Below are 16732 nucleotides of genomic sequence, written 5' to 3'. Positions count from 1 at the left end.
GGCTGGGCTGGGGGCAGAGCCCCCGCGCCACTCCGAAAGGACAACACGCCTCAGCCACCGAACCCACGACGGACGCAGTCCTCGATGCCGCTGACCCGTCCGCCCTCGAAGCCCAGAACCAGCACGATCACCGCATGACGAAAGGGCGGCTCATTATCCTGCCACAGCCGGATGCTCAGCACGGCGCTGCCATCCGCCTGCCACAACAGATCGAAATCCGACCGGAGGTGATCGATATGATCGGGCAATTCGGTTGCATGCAGGCCGGTCAGAATCTCGCCGGCAACGACACTGATCTGCGCCTTGTCCATATCCAGACGCAGTCGCAGCGCGCCCGGCCGCTGCCCTTCGGTCATTTTGGCATGGCCTTCAGGCCCAGCAAGTCGGTCACCACCGACCCGTCATGGCCAAGATCCAGAAGGAAACGCTGATCGGGGCGGAAAAACCCGCGCCGCAAACCGAAGGTGACCGACAGAACCTGATCCCCTGCCCGCAGCCCGTCGCCCAGATCGGTGCCCGGCGCAAGATCCATCGCGGCCAGATCGGTGACGGCAACCCCTTGCGCGCCAGCCTCGGCCAGTCGCCCGGCCACCGCATCCGGCGCAAGTCCGATCAGTTGTCGGGCCAGTTTGGCGCGGGTCGCCTCAAGCGCGTCAGAGGGGTTCAGCGGCTCGGCGGCTGGGATCATGCTGGTCTCTTGGGCTGGCGGCTGTTGGGCAAAGGCGGGGGCGGTCAGGGCGATCAGGGCCGCCAGCAGGACAGGGCGCGGGATCATATCTTGATCCCTGAACCGGGTGCGTCCCCTTCGGGCTTGCGGCGGGGCAGGCCGACACGTTCGGCCAGGGACATCGCGAAAGAGTTGCTGTTGGGACCGGTGGGAACATAGCGGATCCGCATTGCATCCATGGCGTGGGATTGTGCCATCAATTCGGTGCCCAGATCACGGTTCATGTCGCGCAGGATAACATAGCGGTTGTCGGGCGCATATTCCCCGCTGCGGGCGAAATCCGCCGCATGGGCGGATTGCAGATAACCCATATCCCCCGAATCGGCGGGATCGGTCTCATGCCCGGCCTCGACGGGTTTCGAGCTGTCGCTGGTCGAGGCCCCCTTCAGCGGTCCCAGCACCCCCGCATCGCCATCGGGATGGGACGGAAAGGCGCTGTAGGTCGGCATCGCGCCGGTTCCGCCACGGTTCCAGGCGATCAGAAACAGATGGTGCCAGGAATAGAGATAAGGCACCCCGCCCAGCCTGCGGATCCCCATGACATAACGCCAGTCGGGACAGCTGTGGCAGGTGCGCCCGCCCGACAGCTCGGCCGGCATGGCGGCATCGTTGCTGCCCGATGAATTGCTGTTGCTGCCCGACCCCCGCGACCCCGACCCGGCTGAGGCGGAACCGCCCGAGCCACCTTGTGACAGCCGGGAACGGGCGGAATGCGCGGCGCGGCGGGCGCTGTCGCTGATCGAGGATGATGGGTTGGTCACGATCCGAACCTCACCTGACTGTGCAGCAGGTCGGGCGACACGCCCTGCCGCAGCCCGAACATGCACAGCCCATGCAGGATCTCGATCTGGGGGGACAACTGACCCGAGGAATCGAAACAGGCGCGCACCGTTTCATCCGTCAGCCTGTTTCCGGCGCTGTCGCCAAAAAATCCCACCATGCTGTAACTGATATCGACGCATTTCATGACGAAGCGATAATCCATTCCCACCAGTCCGAACCGTTCCTTCGCCAGCGCGTAAACAATGTCGGTATTGCAGCCCTTTAGAAACTCTTTTTCAAGCCGTCTCGCATGACGTAGCGCCACCATTGCCGTTCCTGCCTCGAACAGCAGGTCCAGATCGCCCTCGCGGTCGGGCGGGGCTTCGGGTGTGGCGCGCAGATCGGTGCGGGCGGTGATGATGCGCCCCTCGCTGGCCAGTGCAAAGCCGGTCAGATCCGCCAGAGGCGCCAGCATCCGGCGCCCTTCCAGAAACAGCACGAAATACAGAAAGAACTCGGGCTCCCAGAAACGGTTGAAATACCACTTTCCGTCGGTGTCCTGCACCTTGGTCAGCTTGCGCAGGCTTTGACGCATCGGGACCAGCGGCAGCGGGCTGCGCAGAAACAGCTGGCATCCGGGGCCGGTGCCCTTGGCAAATGCGCGCCGGTGCAGGCTGGTGGGCGCAAAGCGGGGGACCTCAGCCCCCGGAATGGTCAGGTCGATCAGCCAGGGCGCGGTATCGGCGCGGCTGTGATCGCTGTCCAGATCGAACAGGCTGGCGGCGGGCAGACCGGCGGCCGCGATATCCTCGGGCAGGCTGCCATGCTGCGAGGGCCACAGATGCGGGTCGATGACGGCGTAAATCCGATCCGTCCCGCAAGGCGCAAAAAGCGCATCCCGAAAGGCCGGGTCGATCCAGTCCGGTTGCGCCGATCCGGGGGGGTGGGGCAGGGTTTCGGAAATGTGGACGGCGCCATCGCCGGGATGGCCGGTCCAGTGTACCGGCCCCTCGCGCAGCATGTCCGATGCGCCGACCTCGGCAAAGCCGTCGCCTGTTTTCTCTTCGGTCAGCGATACCGACAGCAGTCGCCGCCCGTCGCGGGCCAGCCGGTGCCGGATAAGGGTCAGCGCATGATCGCCGTCCGACGCCTCGACCGCCCAGTCCGAGCGACCTTCGCGCCCCTCTGGATCGGTGAAATGGACCGTGGCGAAAAAAACCGACATTCAGGTAAACAATGAACCGGGAACCCGTGGCGAATGAAAAACAAGGCTGGGGCGAGTGGTCAGGACAGCGCGGCGCTGCCCTTGCATTCCGAGATGATCCCGCCGCAGCTGGTCTTGGCGCCGAAATAGCTGACCGGGCGCCCATCACACAGCGCGCCGGGATCGCCCTCGACGATGACGCCGCCGCAGGCGCATTTATCGCCTATTCGCGCAACGGCGCGACCGTCGATCAGGCTGCTGCCGCCTTCGACGATCATGTTGGTGCCATGTCTGGGGCACAGATGCTTGTCGCCGACCCGTGCGATGATCCGCATCCTAGGCCTCGTCCTCGAACCTGGCGCATTCCTCGCAGAGCGGCAGCCCCTCGCGCGCGGCCATTTGCAGCGTGGGCACCTGCGCGCCGCCCGATCCGCCCATGGTCACATTGCCCTTCAGCCGGATATTCGCGGCCTCCAACGTGATGCCGCTGGCGTCGATGGTCAGCTTGCCGCCCGGCCCCTTGATCTGCATCTTCTCGAAGGCCATCAGCGTGTGGCGGCGGGTGTTGTTGGTGATCGACTCACCCACATCCAGACTGAAGCGGCCGAAAACCTCGCCCTCGAAATTCCGTCCGGTTTCATAGAGATGGTCGGCAAAGATCGACTGCTTGTAAATATTGCCGACGCGGTGGATGTGGTCCTTGCCATAGTTTTCCTGCTGGCTTTGACCGACATCATAGAACATGTCGTTGCCGATGGTTTCCCGATGATCGTGACCGACGCTGATGGTCTTGTCATTGCCGATCGATTCGGACTGGTCATTGCCCACGGTCTTGCTGCGGTCATGGCCGATCGAATGGCTTTCATCATTCTCGATGATGGTGTTGTGGTCCTTCTGCGCATGCATGAAGACCTCTTCGCGCCCGGCCTGATCCTCGAACCGGAATTCGTTATAGCCGCCGCCCTCATGCGTGTCGGATTTGAAGGTCGAGACGGTCTTGTTCGCAGGCAGCGGATAGGGAACCTGATTGCGGCCGTTATAGACGCAGCCGGTCACCAGCGGCTTGTCGGGATCGCCTTCCAGAAACTCGACCACGACCTCCATGCCGATGCGGGGGATGACCATGCCGCCCCAGCCCTGACCGGCCCAGTTCTGGCTGACCCGGCAGCGCATCGAATGCGCGCCTTCCAGATCCCAGTGGAACCGGACCAGAATCCGGCCGAATTCGTCGCAGTCGATTTCGCCCTCGCCGACGACGACGGCGGTTTGCGGACCCTGCACCACCGGCACCGTGGTGCGCCGCGGCGGGGCCATGGGCGCGGTGTCGGGCATCAGGATGAAGCTGCCGGTGAAGGAATAGCCGTCGCTGTCCGCCCCGCCCGAGCCGTAAGCCTCGCTGACGAAGTGGTAATTGCCGCTGAGGCACAGGTAACGCTCGCCCGTGCCCGGCACCGGATCGCCCGCCAGCTGCACCACCTTGCCCGCCGCCAGCGACAGCGTGTCACCCACCGCGCGGTTGCGCCGATCGGCGCCGCGTTCCTGCCGCGTGCGCAGCCCCGACACGATCTTGCCGATATCCTGCGACAGGTAATCGCCGGGATAGTCGAAGCTTTCGATCTTGCCCTGCGCATGGGCGGCGTCGCCGGTCTTGTCGGTCTCCATCGAGGCGGTGGGCGTCTTGAAGTTGTAATCGGTCAGCCGGATCGCGCCGGTGGTCAGATTGCGTTCGGGCGCCCATTCCCAGAAATGCTCGCCTTCGGACTGGTGATGGCCGTCATAGCTTTTATAGGGGCGTGCGCCGATGCTGTCATGGGCCAGAACATCGTCGGTCAGCACCAGCGTGTGACTGCCCGGCTGGTGGCGGAAATGAAAGCTGATGCCGAACCGCTCCATCTGCCGCCGGGCGAAATCCAGATCGGATTCGCGATATTGGACGGTGTATTCCAGCTTGGGGTAATCCTCGGACAGCTTCAGTTCCAGCGCCGGATCGCCAAGCGGGGCGTAATCCGACAGCAGTTCCTGCAAGATCTCGACCACGGTCTTGTTGTGGAAAATCCGCTGGTTGCGCCGACGCGAGGCCAGCCAGAACCACGGTCGCAGCGTCAAGTCATAGCGGTGGCCGTTCTCGCCCGTGCCGGCCCAACGGGTCTGCGTGACGATCCCGTCGAATTGGCGGATGCCTTCGCGGCCCTCGATCTGGACCGTGGCATGGGTGCCGACCAGCTCGTCGAAATCGATATCGGCGCGACTGGCCAGCGCCTCGACCCGATAGTCGAACAGGTCGTTCAGGTGATCGCTGCCGTCAAAGCGCAAAAGCACGAGAACATCTTCGCCCAACACCGTCGTCAGGCGGCCAAGCCGTTCGCCTTGCTTGAATATGGGGGGCATCAAAACCGCTCCAGAAGACTAAATCGCTTTCAAATGCCAACAGAATGGCATCTTGTGGCGGTCAGGCCAAGCAGAAATGCACCTGTCTGGCCCCTTCGGCCCGAAGGGGTGCGGCGTGCTGTATGTTCAACGATGTTGATGATTGTTGAACATGGGTGTATTCAACAATCGAAAGGATTGTTGAACATGGCTGGCAGACCTGCGGTTCCGCGCCACGGCGCCCTTGCCCACGCGGCCTATCACGACCTGCTGCGCGCGCTGCGGGACGAGGCCCTGACCGATCTGCGCGGCACGCCCACGCGGGTCGAACGGGGCGGGCGGGTCTATTGGTATGACAGCTATCGCGTCGGCAGCGAGGTCCGCAAACGCTATATCGGCGAGGACAGCCCCGATCTGCGCGACCGCATCGCCCGGCATCGCGAAACCCGCGCCCCCGCCGAGGCCCGCCGCCGCGACCGCGCAAGGCTGGTCCGGCTGCTGCGGGCCGAGGGGTTTCTGGGGCTGGACCCGACGACCGGCAGCCTGATGGCGGCGCTGGCCGGGGCAGGGGTGTTCCGGCTGGGTGGCACCGTTGTCGGCACCCACGCCTTCCGGCTGTATGAGGGGGAGCTGAACCTGCGGTTGGGATTCGAGCAGACCGCGCAGACCGACGATCTGGACATCGCCAGTTTCGAGCGCCTGTCGCTGGCGCTGGAGGACACCACCGCGCCCCCCGTCCAGCAGGTGCTGGCCGAATTCGACTTTGCCGCCATGCCCAGCATGGAACAGGGCCGCACATGGCGCTGGCGGCAGACCAGCGGCACCGCTCTGGTCGAGTTCCTGACCCCCGCCTTTGGCGACGAAGGCCTGCGCGATCTGCCCGCGCTGGGGGTGCAGGCGCAGGCGCTGCGGCATCTCAACTATCTGATCGCGGGGCCGATTCCGGCGGCCATCCCCTATCGCAGCGGGGTTCTGGTGCAGGTGCCGCGCCCGGAACGCTTTGCCATCCACAAGCTGATCGTGGCCGAAAGGCGGCGCGACAGCGACCGGATGAAGGCCGCCAAGGACCGCGCGCAAGCCGGGTTCCTGATCGCCGCGCTGGCCGAGGACCGCCCCGACGATCTGGCCGAGGCGTTGGAGGATGCCCGCGCGCGCGGCCCCCGCTGGTCGGCCCGGATCGAGGCCAGCCTGTCGCGGATGCCGGACACCGCCGCATTGCTGGCCGGGCTGACATGATGAATCGCGTTCGACATTCAATCGGGTATAAGACACGGACATGACCGACGACGATGACCTGTTCCCGGACGACTTCGACGAGTTGCCCCCCCTGCCGCGCGCCGGGGCCGACCGCCGCCACCTGATCGAGCCTGCGGACTGGCTGCGCTTCGAGGCCGCATTGGCGCGGGCGCTGGCCGATGCGGCCATGTCGGTGGGGCGTCTGGATCAGATGTTGGCAGCGATGGATCGCGATGCCCGCGCGGGCGCCACGCGGCGGCTGGCGCTGATCGAGATCGAATCGATGCTGTGGGCGCAATCGACGCCGCTGCGCCGCGAAGAGATCGGCCGCGATCTGATGGAAGCCCGCGCCGACAGCGACCTTGACGCGATGGGTCTGGCGCGTTGGGCGCTGCGCAGGCTTGAGGGGCAGGGCAGCCTGACCGATCTGCGCAGCTTTCTGGCGCTGCGCCGCGTCGATGTGGCCGGGCTGGACGATCCCGTCGCGCCGCGCCCCGCAGGCGACGATTTCGACGCCGCCGCCACGTCCTTCCACGAGGTCATGTCACGGCTTCAGCCGCTGCACCCGCTGTCACGGGCCCCCGCCGCGCGGATCGGCTGGCGGCTGGCCGAGGTCTCGCCCCCCGAGGATCTGGTCGAGGCCGCCTGCTGGAATGGCCGCGCGATGGCCTCGGGCTGCGAGGCGCTGGCCTTCGTACCGCTGGGGCGGCATGGGCGGGCGGTCTGGAATGACGGCGCCGAACAGCCCGAGCGTCTGGCCCGGCATCTGGCCGCCGTCACCGCAGGCACCGAAGAGGCCCGGCTGACGCTGCGCCGCATCGCCGACTGGGCCGAGGATGCCCGCCGCCGCACCGCCACGATCAAGGGCGACAACCCCGCGCGGATCATCGCCGCGCTGGCCGCCCATCCGCTGATGAGCACGGCCATGGTCGAAACCGCCGCAGGCACCAGCCGCGCCACCGCCGAAAGGCTGCTGGCGCGGATGTATGCCCAGGGCGTCGTGCGCGAAGTCACCGGCACAAAGCGATTCCGGCTGTGGACCGCCGCCGCCTGAGCCGTTCCACTCTGCCGCGCGGCAAGGGAATTCCTTCCGGCAGCGTTTGACGCCGAGGAAGAAATTCCTTTTTTCTTTCAAGGATAAGGCGCAGGCCTTGAACCATCTTGCCGTCGGGCGCATCTGATCATCATGGGGGACGGTTTCCGCCCCTGACTCATCAGATTGCGGAGGGCGCCATGACTGCTGTCAGCCGACAAGACGACCGTTTCGAGGTTGACGCGACCCTGATCGCCGAAGGCTTCGATCTCGATCCCGCCTCGGTCGCGGGGTTCATGCGTGACGGCCAGATCACCAGCCGCTGCGAAGCCGGCGTGGATGCCGATTCCGGGCGCTGGCGGCTGACCTTCTATCATCGCGACCGGGCCTTGCGGCTGACCATCGACGGCGCGGGCCAGATTGTCAGCCGGGCGCGCTTTGCCGTGGCAGATCGCACAGCCGGCGCTGATCCAGCCGCCTAATCCTGTTTTCGCGACCCCAGAGGCCCGCCACGGGCCTGCAAGGCCTCGCTGACATGATCGGCATCGTCCAGCGCCTGCAACATCAGGGGCAGCACCAGCCGCCAGCCCGGACGGCGGCGGGATCGGGCGCGCCATGCCTCGGCCAGCGTCTGCGCCCGGCCCACCAGCACCGGCGTAAAGCGAACCACCAGCGGAATCGCGGTTTCCAGCAGATGCACGGGCAGGCCAAGGCGGCGCAGCGGCGCGGTCAGGCGATGGACCAGATCGGTCAGTTCCTCCAGCCGGGTGGTCATCGTCACCAGATTGGCCAGCGCGACCAGCGTCACCATCCGCAGCACGATCAGCAGCCCCTGCCACAGCTCATCCGTCAGCAGATGCCACAGCATCAGGATGACGACGAAGGGCAGCACCACCCGCAAGGCGCGCAGACCCGCGCGCAGAAACAGCCCCCCCGGCGCGGCATAAAGCGCCAGCACCACCGCCAGCGCCCCGGCATGGACCCAGGGATCCTTGATCAGGAACAGTCCGGTCGAGGCCACGCACAGCCCCGCCAGCTTGAGGCCCGCAGGCCAGCGATGGGCGCGGGTCTCAACCGGCGAGGTCAGCGATATCATCGAGATCCCCCTGCCGGATCATTTCGGCGGTGAAATCGGCCAGCAGGGGGGCGGCGGCACCCTCGGCCATGATCCGGCCACGATCCAGCCAGAACAGGTGGTCATAACCGGCCAGATCGCCGGGATCATGGCTGATATGGATCAGTCGCGTGCCGGAACGGTCCAGATGCCGGGCCAGTTGCCGCCGCGTCGGAATGTCCAGCCCGGCAAAGGGTTCGTCCAGAATCATCAGTTGCGGACGCATGGCCAGCACCGCCATCATGCAGACCAGATGTTTCTGCCCCTGCGACAGGGCCGAGACCGGCGCATCCGTCCAATGCGCCTTTCCAAAGGATTGCAGCATGGCCTGACCGCGACGGGCGGCCTCGGCCTTGTTCAGACCCTGCTGGCGCAGGCCAAAGGCGATTTCCTCGCCGACATGGGGAAAGATGATCTGATGTTCGGGGTTCTGGAACAGGATGCCCACGGTTTCCAGCGCCGCGCGGCGATCGCGGATGGGGTCGATACCGGCGATGCGGACCTGCCCGGATGTCGGTTTCAGCAAACCCGCCAGCAGCCGCGCCAGCGTGCTTTTGCCCGACCCGTTGCGCCCGACCACGCCGATACGGCGGGCCGGGGAATGCAGGGTAATGCCCGACAGAACCGGACGACCCGCGACCTCATAGCCCAGATCGTCCAGCCGGATCGAAAATTCCGCCATCTCGGCCTGATCCATTCCGTGCCACCCCCAGCGGCCCTTGCGCGAAGGCCGAAAACCTCGCGGCGTTATAATCCCGCCGCGCGGGCAATGACAACGCCGCCACTTTTGGTGCAGGCCAAACCGGTTGCCGAAATGAAAAAGGCAGCCCGAAGGCTGCCTTTTTCCGGCATGGAGGGCGCGTTATTCGGCTGCAAAAGAGGTCGCATATTGGCCGCACCAGTCCGACGATTTCACCACCGGCCAGAAGCCACGGGTATCGGCCTCTTTCTGGGTGATCGGCGGATTGGCCCGGCACAGGCCGGAATCGGTCAGATTGCTGGCAGAGTTGGCAACGTGATCTTCATAGAACGCACAGGCGCTGCAAGCGGCATGGGCCATGTCATTTTCTCCTGACTTGCTGTCTTCGAATTGGGTGGACGGCTGGCTGGCGGATGCTGGCTGGCTGTCCTGAGGGTGATATAAGGCGCCACATCGCAAACGTCAATAAAAAATCAATAAAAACAAATAGTTGAGTGATTTGATCGGCTGTTATTGACCAAGGAAATCGCTCTGGAATCGGGGTGGAATGCGAATTTCCGATGCAGTTCCGATGCTTGCGCCAACCCGGTCAAAAGGCGAGGATTTTACTGGGTCGGCGCGGTTGCAGGCCAGATCGGGCGGGTCGTCCCGCAACCCGGCTTCAGGCTTCGCGGATCGCAGCGGCGATGCGGCGAATCCCTTCGGGGATGCGCGCGGCGGAAATCGAGGAATAGGCCAGCCGGAAAAACCCGTCGCCCTGATCGGGGCGGGCAAAGAAGGGCCAGCCCGGCTCGATCAGCACATCGCGCGTGCGCAGCAGATCGGCCAGCGCGCGCGAGGGCACGGGCGAGGCCAGCCAGAAGCTGGACCCGCCGGTCGCGCCGCCTGCCATCTGCAGCCCCTCTTGCGCCATGGCCGCCAGCATGACCGCCCGCCGCTCGGCATAGCTGCGCCGCATCCGCTTCATCTGCGCGTCGTGATGGCCAAGCGACAGGAAATGCGCCAGCGTGCGCTGCATATGTCCGGGCGGATGGCGCAAGGCCAGCCCGCGCAGCGCCCGCGCCTCGGCGATGAAGGCCGGATCGGCCACGACATAGCCCAGCCGCAGCCCCGGAAAGACCGATTTCGAGAACGACCCGACATAGATCACCGCCCCCCCCCGATCCATCGCCTTCAGCGCCGGAGAGGTCGCCCCGGCAAATGACAGCTCGAATTCGTAATCGTCCTCGATCAGCGCGAAACCATCGGTCAACGCGCGATCCAGCAGCGCATGGCGGCGCGCCAGCGGCATGGTCGAGCCGGTCGGGCATTGGTGACTGGCGGTGGTAAAGACGGCGGACAGCCCGGCGGGGATCGCATCGGGCGGCAGGCCCTGCGCATCGACGGCCACCGGCAGAACCTGCGCGCCGTCATGGGTCAGGATTTCGCGCAGACCGGGATAGCAGGGATCCTCGATCGCGCAGCACCGCCCTGGCCCCAGCAGGATCTGCGAAATCAGCCACAGGGCATTCTGCGCGCCAAGGGTCAGCAGGATTTCCTCGGGTCCGGCGCGGATGCCGCGGCGGGTCAGGATGTGGCGGGCGATATAGTCGATCAGTTCGGGGTCGTCCTCGCCGTAAAGATCGCCGGTCAGCGCGTCGAATTCGCGCCGCCCCAGCGCCCGGACCGCGCAATCGCGCCATGCCGCGTGGTCCACCAGTTCCGGGTCGGCCTGACCATAGACGAAGGGAAAGCGGAAACGCCGCCAGTCGGGCACCCGGTCGCGCCGCTGCGCCCGGGTAAAGCGGCGGTTCAGATGCCGCTGCCAGTCAAGGCGCGGCGTGGCGGGGGCAGGGGTGCCCGCATCCGGCGCAAGCTCGATCCCGTCCGAGATGTAATGCCCCGAACGGTCACGGCTGCTGAGGTAATCCGTCGCCACCAGTTCCGCGAAGGCCTGCGCCACGGTAACCCGCGCCACCCCCAGATGCCCGGCCAGCGCGCGGATCGAGGGCAGTTTCTCGCCCGGCCGGAAACGCCGCGCCATGACGCCCTCGATGATCTGCCGCCGCAGCTGCACCTGCAACGGGATGGCGGCATGACGGTCGAGGATGAAGGCTTCGGCGGGAATGGGCATGGCTGATCCGTAACGCTGGCCGGGGCGATCAAGCCCCAGCCAGCGCCACGGATCAAGGGGTCAGGAAAAGACCCGGGTCAAAGCACCGTCCATGGCATCGGTGATGCGGTCGATATCGTCCGCCGTGGCGATCAGCGCGGGCGACAGGGTCAGCGTATTGTTCAACCCCTCCATCGAGCGGTTGGTGGCGCCGATGATGACACCTTGCGCCAGACAATCGGCAACCACGGCCTGCACCTTCTTCTCGTCCATCGGCTCTTTGGTCTTGCGGTCCGCGACCAGTTCGGCGCCGCAGAACAACCCCTTGCCGCGCACATCGCCGATGACGGAATGCTTTTCCATCAGCGCATTCAGGTTCGCCATCACCCGTTCGCCCATGCGGGTGCAGTTTTCCAGCAGGTTCTCATCCTCGATGATGCGCATGTTTTCCAGCGCCGCCACCGGGCCCGCCGTGCAGCCGCCGAAGGTCGAGATGTCGCGGAAATAGCTCATCCCGTCCTCGGGCGCGTCCTTGAACATATCAAAGACACGCTCGGTGGTGACGGTGCAGGAAATCGCGGCATAGCCCGAGGCCACGCCCTTGGCCATGGTCACGAAATCGGGCTCGATCCCGTATTGCTGATAGCCGAACCATGTGCCGGTACGGCCAAGCCCACAAACCACCTCATCAATATGCAGCAGTATATTGTATTTGCGGCAAATTTCCTGAACGCGCTGCCAATACCCCTCGGGCGGGGTGATGACGCCGCCACCCGCCGTCACCGGCTCCAGCACGATGGCGCCCACGGTGTCGGGGCCTTCGCGCAGGATCACCTCTTCGATGGCATCGGCAGCACGTTCACCATAGTTTTCCACATTCCATTGCGCCCGATATTCAAGGCAATGCGGCACCATCACGAAACCATCGGGATAGGGACCATATTGCGCCGCCCGCTGCCCCTGACCCGAGGTCGCCAGCGTTCCCAGCGTGGTGCCGTGATAATCGCGGTCGCGATACAGGATCTTCTGCTTGGCCCCGCCGTAATGACGCGCCGAGATCTGACGCACCATTTTATAAACCTTTTCATTCGCTTCGGAACCAGAGTTCGAGTAATAAACCCGACTCATCCCCGGCATCTTCTCGATCAGTCGTTGCGCGAACAGCGCGCCCGGAACGGTTCCCGCCGCGCCCGCGTAATAGTTCAGCTTGATCAGCTGATCGCGCACCGCATTGGCGATGCTTTCGCGGCCGTAACCGACATTCACCGTCCAGACCCCGCCCGACACCGCATCAAGGAATTCACGCCCGGTCGCGTCCCACAGCTTCATCCCCTTGCCTTCGACAAAGACGCGCGGGTCGATGGTCTCGTATTGCTTGTGCTGGCTGAGGTGGTGCCAGACATGCTCGCGGTCGGCGGCGACGACCCGGGTCAGGTCATTGATGTTCAGATCGAGGGTCATGGCAAGGCTCCTGCAAGACGGTTCCGCCAAGGCTGCGCCGCCCGGACGAAAAGCGATAGGGTCAGTTGTATTCATCATATGGGGCCAGTTGCCGGAAGCACCCGCCGGAAAGGGGTGACGAATTAACCATTGGGACATAAATATGACGCAATCGCGGCGGGTTGGTTTATGCTGGGCGGGACCGAAACCCGCATCTGATACCGTCAAGGAAGGGGGGAATATGCCGGTCAGATCAACGATTGCTGCGTTTTTTCTGGGCGTGTCGCTGGCGCTGGCGGCCCCGCCGTCGGCCCGTGCCGACGAAAGCCCGCAGAATCAGCCCGGGCTGGCCCCGGACACGCAGCTTTGGGGGATCGGCTCAACCGCGTGGCTGTGCTTTCAGCCGCCCTGTGGCTGGCGCGGCGTCTTTCCTGTCGATGACGAAGGCACGCGGGGCCGTCCGCTGTCGATCCATGACGAACCCGACCCTCCGGCGATGCGCGGCATGCCCGCCGATCTGGCGCGGATCCGCGAGACCTATGCCGATCATGGCTGCATTCTGGCCGAGGGGCATTTCGATTATGGCATTCTGAAGGTCCGGCGCATCGCCGGGGATTGCTGAAACCGGTCAGGCCGTGCCCGCAAGCTGTCCCAGAATCGCGCACTGGGGATCGTCATTGCCGTGGCATTCGGCGATCAACCCCTCCAGCGTCGTTTCCAGCTTGCGCAATTCCTCGATCTTCGTCCGGATTTCGGCCAGATGGTCGATGGCCAGCGCCCGCACATCGCGGCTGGCACGGTTCTGGTCGCAGTAAAGCCCGATCAGATGGCGGCATTCCTCCAGCGAGAAACCCAGCTTGCGGGCGCGGGACAGAAAGCGCAGCCGGGTCAGTTGCTCATCATCGAAATCGCGATAGCCGTTATCGCCGCGATCTGCACTGACCAGCCCGATTTCCTCGTAATAGCGGATCGTCTTGACCGGCAGCCCGGTCACACGGGCGGCCTGACCGATATTCATGGCGCTCTCCTTGTTTCGGCGGCATCCGCTGTTCGATTTGGCCACAGGCCGCGCCGAAATCAACCGACAGAGGGCTGGGCGGCCAGTTCACGGTCGATCATCACCGTCAGGTTGCCGCGCGAACATCGCTCGACCCGCGCCTCGACCTGATAGACCTCGGCCAGCATGGCGGGGGTCAGCACCTGAGCGGGCTGGCCGTGACTGTGCAGCCCGCCCTGATGCAGCACCACGATGCGGTCGGCCCATTGCGCCGCCAGCGCCAGATCATGCAGCACCGCCAGCACGACGCGGCCCTCGGCTGCCAGCCGCCGCAGTTCCGCCAGCAGCCGCACCTGCCGGGCCAGATCCAGCGCGCTGGTGGGTTCGTCCAGCAGCAGCAGGCGCGGATCGCGGACGATGGCCTGCGCAAGGCTGACCATCTGCCGCTGCCCGCCCGACAGCTGATCCAGCGGACGCAGCGCCAGATCGGCGATCCCCAGCCGGTCAAGCACCGCCATCGCCGCGGCGTCGGCCTCGGCCGCAGGAGTCTCTCCGGTGGCGCGCAGGGCGGCAAGGATGCTTTGCAGCACGATCAGCGACGACCCCGAGGGCAGGGTCTGCGGCATGAAGCCCACCAGCCGCGCGCGCTCTGCCCCCGGCAGATGCGCCAGATCGCGACCGTCCAGCGTGATGCCGCCGTGATAGCTGCCCAGTTGCGCCACCGCCCGCAGCAGGGTCGATTTCCCCGCCGCATTCGGCCCCGCCAGCACCGTCACCTGACCGGCGGGCAGATCGGGCAGCGACAGCCCGTCAAGGATCACCCGCCTGCCATAGCGGATCGAGACATCCCGCACCGACAGCCCGTTCATCGTCCCGTCCTTCCGCGCAGGATCAGCGCAAAGAAGATCGGCAGCCCGATCAGCGAGGTGACCAGCCCCACCGGCAGCAGCACCCCCGACACCACCGTCTTGGACAGGGTCGAGGCCAGCGACATCACCAGCGCCCCGGTCAGCAGGCTGGCGGGCAGGAAAAAGCGGTGATCCTCGCCCACCAGCAGCCGCGCGATATGCGGACCGGCCAGCCCGACAAAGCCGATCACGCCCACCATCGAAACAGCGGTGGCCGACAGCAGGCTAACCCGCAGCAGCGTCCAGCGGCGCAGCGAATGGACATTGACGCCAAAACTGCGGGCCTGATCCTCGCCCATGCGCAGGGCCGTCAGACGCCACGCGGCGCGGAACGAAAACGGCGCGGTCACCGCCAGCACCAGCGCCAGCGCCATCACCCCCGGCCAGCTGGCCGCCGCAAGGCTGCCCATGGTCCAGAACACCAGCTGTTGCAGCGCATCCGCCGAGGCGATGAATTGCAGCAGCGACAGGAACGCCCCGGCGGCAAAGTTCAGCGCGATGCCGAACAGGATCAGCACCTCGGGGCCACCGCCGCGCAGCCGCCCCAGCGCCTGCAACAACAGCAGCGCCCCCAGCGCGAACAGGAAGGCATTGGCCGAGATCGACCAGCGGGCGGGCAGGAAAGGCAGGGTCAGCCCCAGAATGATCGCGGTGGCCGCCCCCAGCGCGGCGGCGCTGGAGACACCCAGCGTAAACGGCTCGGCCAGCGGGTTTTCCAGCACGGTCTGCATCTCGGCCCCAGCCAGCGCCAGCGCGGCGCCGACCAGCAGCGCCATGATCGCGACCGGCAGGCGCACGGTCCAGACGATCACCTCGGTCGCGCGCGATACCTCTCCGCTGCCGGTCAGCGCCCGCAGCGTTTCCGACAGCGGCAGGCCCGCAGGCCCGGTCACCAGATCCAGCAGCACGCCGAAGGCCGCGATCAGCGCCATCACGCCGACCAGCACCGCGCGGCGCCGGTTCTGACGGTGGTAAAGGTCCAGCAGCGCGGCGCTCATTCCCCGGCCTGCACCCACCAGGTCCCGGACACGCTGACCGGCAGGAAATCGCGGTCGATCAGCTCCAGCGTGCCTGCCGGATCCAGATCGGCAAACAGTTCGGGATGAAAGCTTTGCGCCAGATATTCGATCAGCGCGATATGGACCGGGCTGTCGTTGAACATATGCCAGATGCCGGTCGCATGACCCTCCTCGATCGCGGGCAGCGAGGAAAAGCCGGGCGCCGACAGCAGCCGGTCGAAACTGGCGCGGGCGGCATCCGCATCCACGCCAGAGCCCAGCACCAGCCCGTCGCGCCCCGCCATATGGGTGCCGCCGGTGGCCAGATAGATGTCGGGATCGGCGGCGATCAGATATTCCAGACTGACATTGCCCAGCACCCCCTGCACCACGCCCTCGGCAATGTTCTCGCCGCCTGCGGTGGTCACGAAGTCATGGAACACCCCCGACCCCACGGTCGAGCAGCAGTTCTGCGCCGAGGCATGGGCGTGGATGAAGACACGCGGACGCACAATCGCGGGATCGGCAAGCCGTTCGGTGATGCGCGACAGCCGCGTGTTGTAGAAATCGGCGAATTCATCGGCCTTTTCCGCCGCGCCGGTCAGGTCCCCGAGGATTTTCAGGCTGGGCAGCGAGTTTTCCTGCGGATGGGCGAAGAAATCGACATAGACGACGGGGATACCCGCCGCCTCGATCTGTTCGCGGGCGCGATCCATGCCGGGATCGCCCTGATCCATCAGCGACAGGACCAGCAGGTCGGGTTCCAGCGCGATGACGTTCTCGACCGAGATGTCGCGATTGCCCGAACCGACCGGACGGATCGCGTCGATGGCCGGAAAGCGCGCGCGATAGGCCTGCTGGGTGGGTTCGTCCAGCGCCTTGTCCAGCCGCCAGCCCGCCACCAGCGACACCGGATCGTCATGCAGCAGACCCAGCACGGTCAGATGCCGCCCCTCTCCCAGCACGATGCGGGTGGCGGGGGCGGGCAGCGTGACCTGACGGTCCAGCAGATCGGTGACGGTGACCTGGGCCTGAAGGGGCGCGGCCAGACCGCACAGGGCCAGACCGTAAAAAGCCAGTCCCGGCATGGCGGTGAAGCGAAGTCGCGGCATCGTCCCTCTCCTTCAGGGCCAGCAATCCGGCCCGACTCTGTA

The 16732-nt window shown here is 65.7% G+C and carries 19 protein-coding genes; 4 read left to right on the top strand and 15 right to left on the bottom strand.

All coding sequences use genetic code 11. The annotated features are described in order from the left end of the window. Window positions 1–50: 50 nt before the first annotated feature. The 6 genes from JHW40_RS21880 to JHW40_RS21855 are packed head-to-tail and all read right to left on the bottom strand — an operon-like array spanning window position 51 to window position 5081. On the bottom strand, window positions 51–356 hold the full coding sequence (locus JHW40_RS21880) for a hypothetical protein (protein WP_090613285.1): 306 nt from the start codon (window positions 354–356) through the stop codon (window positions 51–53). After that, a complete protein-coding gene (locus JHW40_RS21875; protein ID WP_090613287.1) occupies window positions 353–775 on the bottom strand; it encodes a hypothetical protein in 423 nt (140 codons plus the stop codon). Before JHW40_RS21875 ends, JHW40_RS21880 begins: the two co-directional genes overlap by 4 nt. Next, window positions 772–1488, bottom strand: a complete 717-nt coding sequence (locus tag JHW40_RS21870) for a hypothetical protein (RefSeq protein ID WP_090613290.1) — start codon at window positions 1486–1488, stop codon at window positions 772–774. Before JHW40_RS21870 ends, JHW40_RS21875 begins: the two co-directional genes overlap by 4 nt. After that, complete coding sequence (locus JHW40_RS21865) at window positions 1485–2714, bottom strand: DUF4123 domain-containing protein (RefSeq protein ID WP_090613292.1); 1230 nt, start codon at window positions 2712–2714, stop codon at window positions 1485–1487. Before JHW40_RS21865 ends, JHW40_RS21870 begins: the two co-directional genes overlap by 4 nt. A 59-nt stretch (window positions 2715–2773) precedes the next feature. Then, the gene (locus JHW40_RS21860) at window positions 2774–3028 is read right to left on the bottom strand and encodes a PAAR domain-containing protein (RefSeq protein ID WP_090613294.1); all 255 of its coding nucleotides are present in this window, start codon (window positions 3026–3028) and stop codon (window positions 2774–2776) included. A 1-nt stretch (window position 3029) separates the two neighbouring features. Beyond that, a complete protein-coding gene (locus JHW40_RS21855; RefSeq protein ID WP_090613296.1) occupies window positions 3030–5081 on the bottom strand; it encodes a type VI secretion system Vgr family protein in 2052 nt (683 codons plus the stop codon). Window positions 5082–5267: 186 nt separating this feature from the next. On the opposite strand from JHW40_RS21855, the gene JHW40_RS21850 reads away from it, so the two are divergent. The 3 genes from JHW40_RS21850 to JHW40_RS21840 all read left to right on the top strand — a co-directional run bounded on the left by JHW40_RS21850 (window position 5268) and on the right by JHW40_RS21840 (window position 7811). Beyond that, window positions 5268–6296 carry a nucleotidyltransferase family protein gene (locus tag JHW40_RS21850; protein ID WP_090613299.1) on the top strand — a complete coding sequence of 343 codons (1029 nt, stop codon included), beginning with the start codon at window positions 5268–5270 and terminating at the stop codon, window positions 6294–6296. A 40-nt stretch (window positions 6297–6336) separates the two neighbouring features. Further along, window positions 6337–7350, top strand: coding sequence for a hypothetical protein (locus tag JHW40_RS21845; protein WP_090613301.1), 1014 nt, complete (start codon window positions 6337–6339; stop codon window positions 7348–7350). Between the two features lie 179 nt (window positions 7351–7529). Beyond that, window positions 7530–7811 (top strand): DUF6522 family protein, encoded by a 282-nt coding sequence (locus JHW40_RS21840; protein WP_090613302.1) that lies wholly within the window; start codon window positions 7530–7532, stop codon window positions 7809–7811. On the opposite strand, the gene JHW40_RS21835 is transcribed toward JHW40_RS21840, so the two are convergent. From JHW40_RS21835 to tpa, 5 genes are all read right to left on the bottom strand, one after another. Continuing rightward, window positions 7808–8425 (bottom strand): energy-coupling factor transporter transmembrane component T family protein, encoded by a 618-nt coding sequence (locus tag JHW40_RS21835; RefSeq protein ID WP_090613304.1) that lies wholly within the window; start codon window positions 8423–8425, stop codon window positions 7808–7810. The two genes, JHW40_RS21840 and JHW40_RS21835, sit on opposite strands and share 4 nt — an antisense overlap. Further along, window positions 8400–9140 (bottom strand): energy-coupling factor ABC transporter ATP-binding protein, encoded by a 741-nt coding sequence (locus JHW40_RS21830; RefSeq protein ID WP_090613307.1) that lies wholly within the window; start codon window positions 9138–9140, stop codon window positions 8400–8402. The genes JHW40_RS21835 and JHW40_RS21830 overlap by 26 nt, the downstream gene beginning before the upstream one ends. 165 nt (window positions 9141–9305) lie before the next feature. Further along, the gene (locus JHW40_RS21825) at window positions 9306–9503 is read right to left on the bottom strand and encodes a hypothetical protein (protein ID WP_090613310.1); all 198 of its coding nucleotides are present in this window, start codon (window positions 9501–9503) and stop codon (window positions 9306–9308) included. 301 nt (window positions 9504–9804) lie between these two features. After that, entirely contained in the window at window positions 9805–11256 is a 1452-nt protein-coding gene (pdxR, locus tag JHW40_RS21820; protein WP_090613312.1) for a MocR-like pyridoxine biosynthesis transcription factor PdxR, read from the bottom strand. A gap of 60 nt (window positions 11257–11316) precedes the next feature. After that, entirely contained in the window at window positions 11317–12696 is a 1380-nt protein-coding gene (tpa, locus tag JHW40_RS21815; protein WP_090613314.1) for a hypotaurine--pyruvate aminotransferase Tpa, read from the bottom strand. Between the two features lie 220 nt (window positions 12697–12916). Here tpa and JHW40_RS21810 point away from each other — a divergent pair, with 220 nt between their 5' ends. Next, complete coding sequence (locus JHW40_RS21810) at window positions 12917–13297, top strand: hypothetical protein (protein WP_090613317.1); 381 nt, start codon at window positions 12917–12919, stop codon at window positions 13295–13297. Window positions 13298–13303: 6 nt separating this feature from the next. Here JHW40_RS21810 and cueR read toward each other — a convergent pair whose 3' ends face one another. From cueR to JHW40_RS21790, 4 genes are read right to left on the bottom strand one after another with little or no spacing between them, the layout of a single operon-like run. Next, the gene (gene cueR, locus JHW40_RS21805; RefSeq protein ID WP_090613319.1) at window positions 13304–13693 is read right to left on the bottom strand and encodes a Cu(I)-responsive transcriptional regulator; all 390 of its coding nucleotides are present in this window, start codon (window positions 13691–13693) and stop codon (window positions 13304–13306) included. A gap of 59 nt (window positions 13694–13752) precedes the next feature. Next, a complete protein-coding gene (locus JHW40_RS21800) occupies window positions 13753–14541 on the bottom strand; it encodes an ABC transporter ATP-binding protein (protein ID WP_090613322.1) in 789 nt (262 codons plus the stop codon). After that, window positions 14538–15578 (bottom strand): FecCD family ABC transporter permease, encoded by a 1041-nt coding sequence (locus JHW40_RS21795; RefSeq protein WP_090613324.1) that lies wholly within the window; start codon window positions 15576–15578, stop codon window positions 14538–14540. The genes JHW40_RS21800 and JHW40_RS21795 overlap by 4 nt, the downstream gene beginning before the upstream one ends. Continuing rightward, window positions 15575–16690, bottom strand: a complete 1116-nt coding sequence (locus JHW40_RS21790; RefSeq protein WP_244519232.1) for an ABC transporter substrate-binding protein — start codon at window positions 16688–16690, stop codon at window positions 15575–15577. Before JHW40_RS21790 ends, JHW40_RS21795 begins: the two co-directional genes overlap by 4 nt. Window positions 16691–16732 lie beyond the last annotated feature (42 nt).

It is taken from the genome of Paracoccus alcaliphilus (genome assembly GCF_028553725.1).
Lineage (GTDB): Bacteria > Pseudomonadota > Alphaproteobacteria > Rhodobacterales > Rhodobacteraceae > Paracoccus > Paracoccus alcaliphilus.
This window is presented reverse-complemented; position numbering and strand designations above follow the sequence as displayed.

Excerpts from the sequence above, each read along its gene's own strand:
- JHW40_RS21855 (WP_090613296.1), bottom strand. The coding sequence starts at position 5,081 with ATGCCCCCCATATTCAAGCAAGGCGAACGGCTTGGCCGCCTGACGACG.
- tpa (WP_090613314.1), bottom strand. The coding sequence starts at position 12,696 with ATGACCCTCGATCTGAACATCAATGACCTGACCCGGGTCGTCGCCGCC.
- JHW40_RS21880 (WP_090613285.1), bottom strand. The coding sequence starts at position 356 with ATGACCGAAGGGCAGCGGCCGGGCGCGCTGCGACTGCGTCTGGATATG.
- JHW40_RS21875 (WP_090613287.1), bottom strand. The coding sequence starts at position 775 with ATGATCCCGCGCCCTGTCCTGCTGGCGGCCCTGATCGCCCTGACCGCC.
- JHW40_RS21840 (WP_090613302.1), top strand. The coding sequence starts at position 7,530 with ATGACTGCTGTCAGCCGACAAGACGACCGTTTCGAGGTTGACGCGACC.
- pdxR (WP_090613312.1), bottom strand. The coding sequence starts at position 11,256 with ATGCCCATTCCCGCCGAAGCCTTCATCCTCGACCGTCATGCCGCCATC.
- JHW40_RS21825 (WP_090613310.1), bottom strand. The coding sequence starts at position 9,503 with ATGGCCCATGCCGCTTGCAGCGCCTGTGCGTTCTATGAAGATCACGTT.
- JHW40_RS21800 (WP_090613322.1), bottom strand. The coding sequence starts at position 14,541 with ATGAACGGGCTGTCGGTGCGGGATGTCTCGATCCGCTATGGCAGGCGG.
- JHW40_RS21810 (WP_090613317.1), top strand. The coding sequence starts at position 12,917 with ATGCCGGTCAGATCAACGATTGCTGCGTTTTTTCTGGGCGTGTCGCTG.
- JHW40_RS21860 (WP_090613294.1), bottom strand. The coding sequence starts at position 3,028 with ATGCGGATCATCGCACGGGTCGGCGACAAGCATCTGTGCCCCAGACAT.
- JHW40_RS21865 (WP_090613292.1), bottom strand. The coding sequence starts at position 2,714 with ATGTCGGTTTTTTTCGCCACGGTCCATTTCACCGATCCAGAGGGGCGC.
- cueR (WP_090613319.1), bottom strand. The coding sequence starts at position 13,693 with ATGAATATCGGTCAGGCCGCCCGTGTGACCGGGCTGCCGGTCAAGACG.
- JHW40_RS21850 (WP_090613299.1), top strand. The coding sequence starts at position 5,268 with ATGGCTGGCAGACCTGCGGTTCCGCGCCACGGCGCCCTTGCCCACGCG.
- JHW40_RS21795 (WP_090613324.1), bottom strand. The coding sequence starts at position 15,578 with ATGAGCGCCGCGCTGCTGGACCTTTACCACCGTCAGAACCGGCGCCGC.
- JHW40_RS21830 (WP_090613307.1), bottom strand. The coding sequence starts at position 9,140 with ATGGATCAGGCCGAGATGGCGGAATTTTCGATCCGGCTGGACGATCTG.
- JHW40_RS21835 (WP_090613304.1), bottom strand. The coding sequence starts at position 8,425 with ATGATATCGCTGACCTCGCCGGTTGAGACCCGCGCCCATCGCTGGCCT.
- JHW40_RS21845 (WP_090613301.1), top strand. The coding sequence starts at position 6,337 with ATGACCGACGACGATGACCTGTTCCCGGACGACTTCGACGAGTTGCCC.
- JHW40_RS21790 (WP_244519232.1), bottom strand. The coding sequence starts at position 16,690 with ATGCCGCGACTTCGCTTCACCGCCATGCCGGGACTGGCTTTTTACGGT.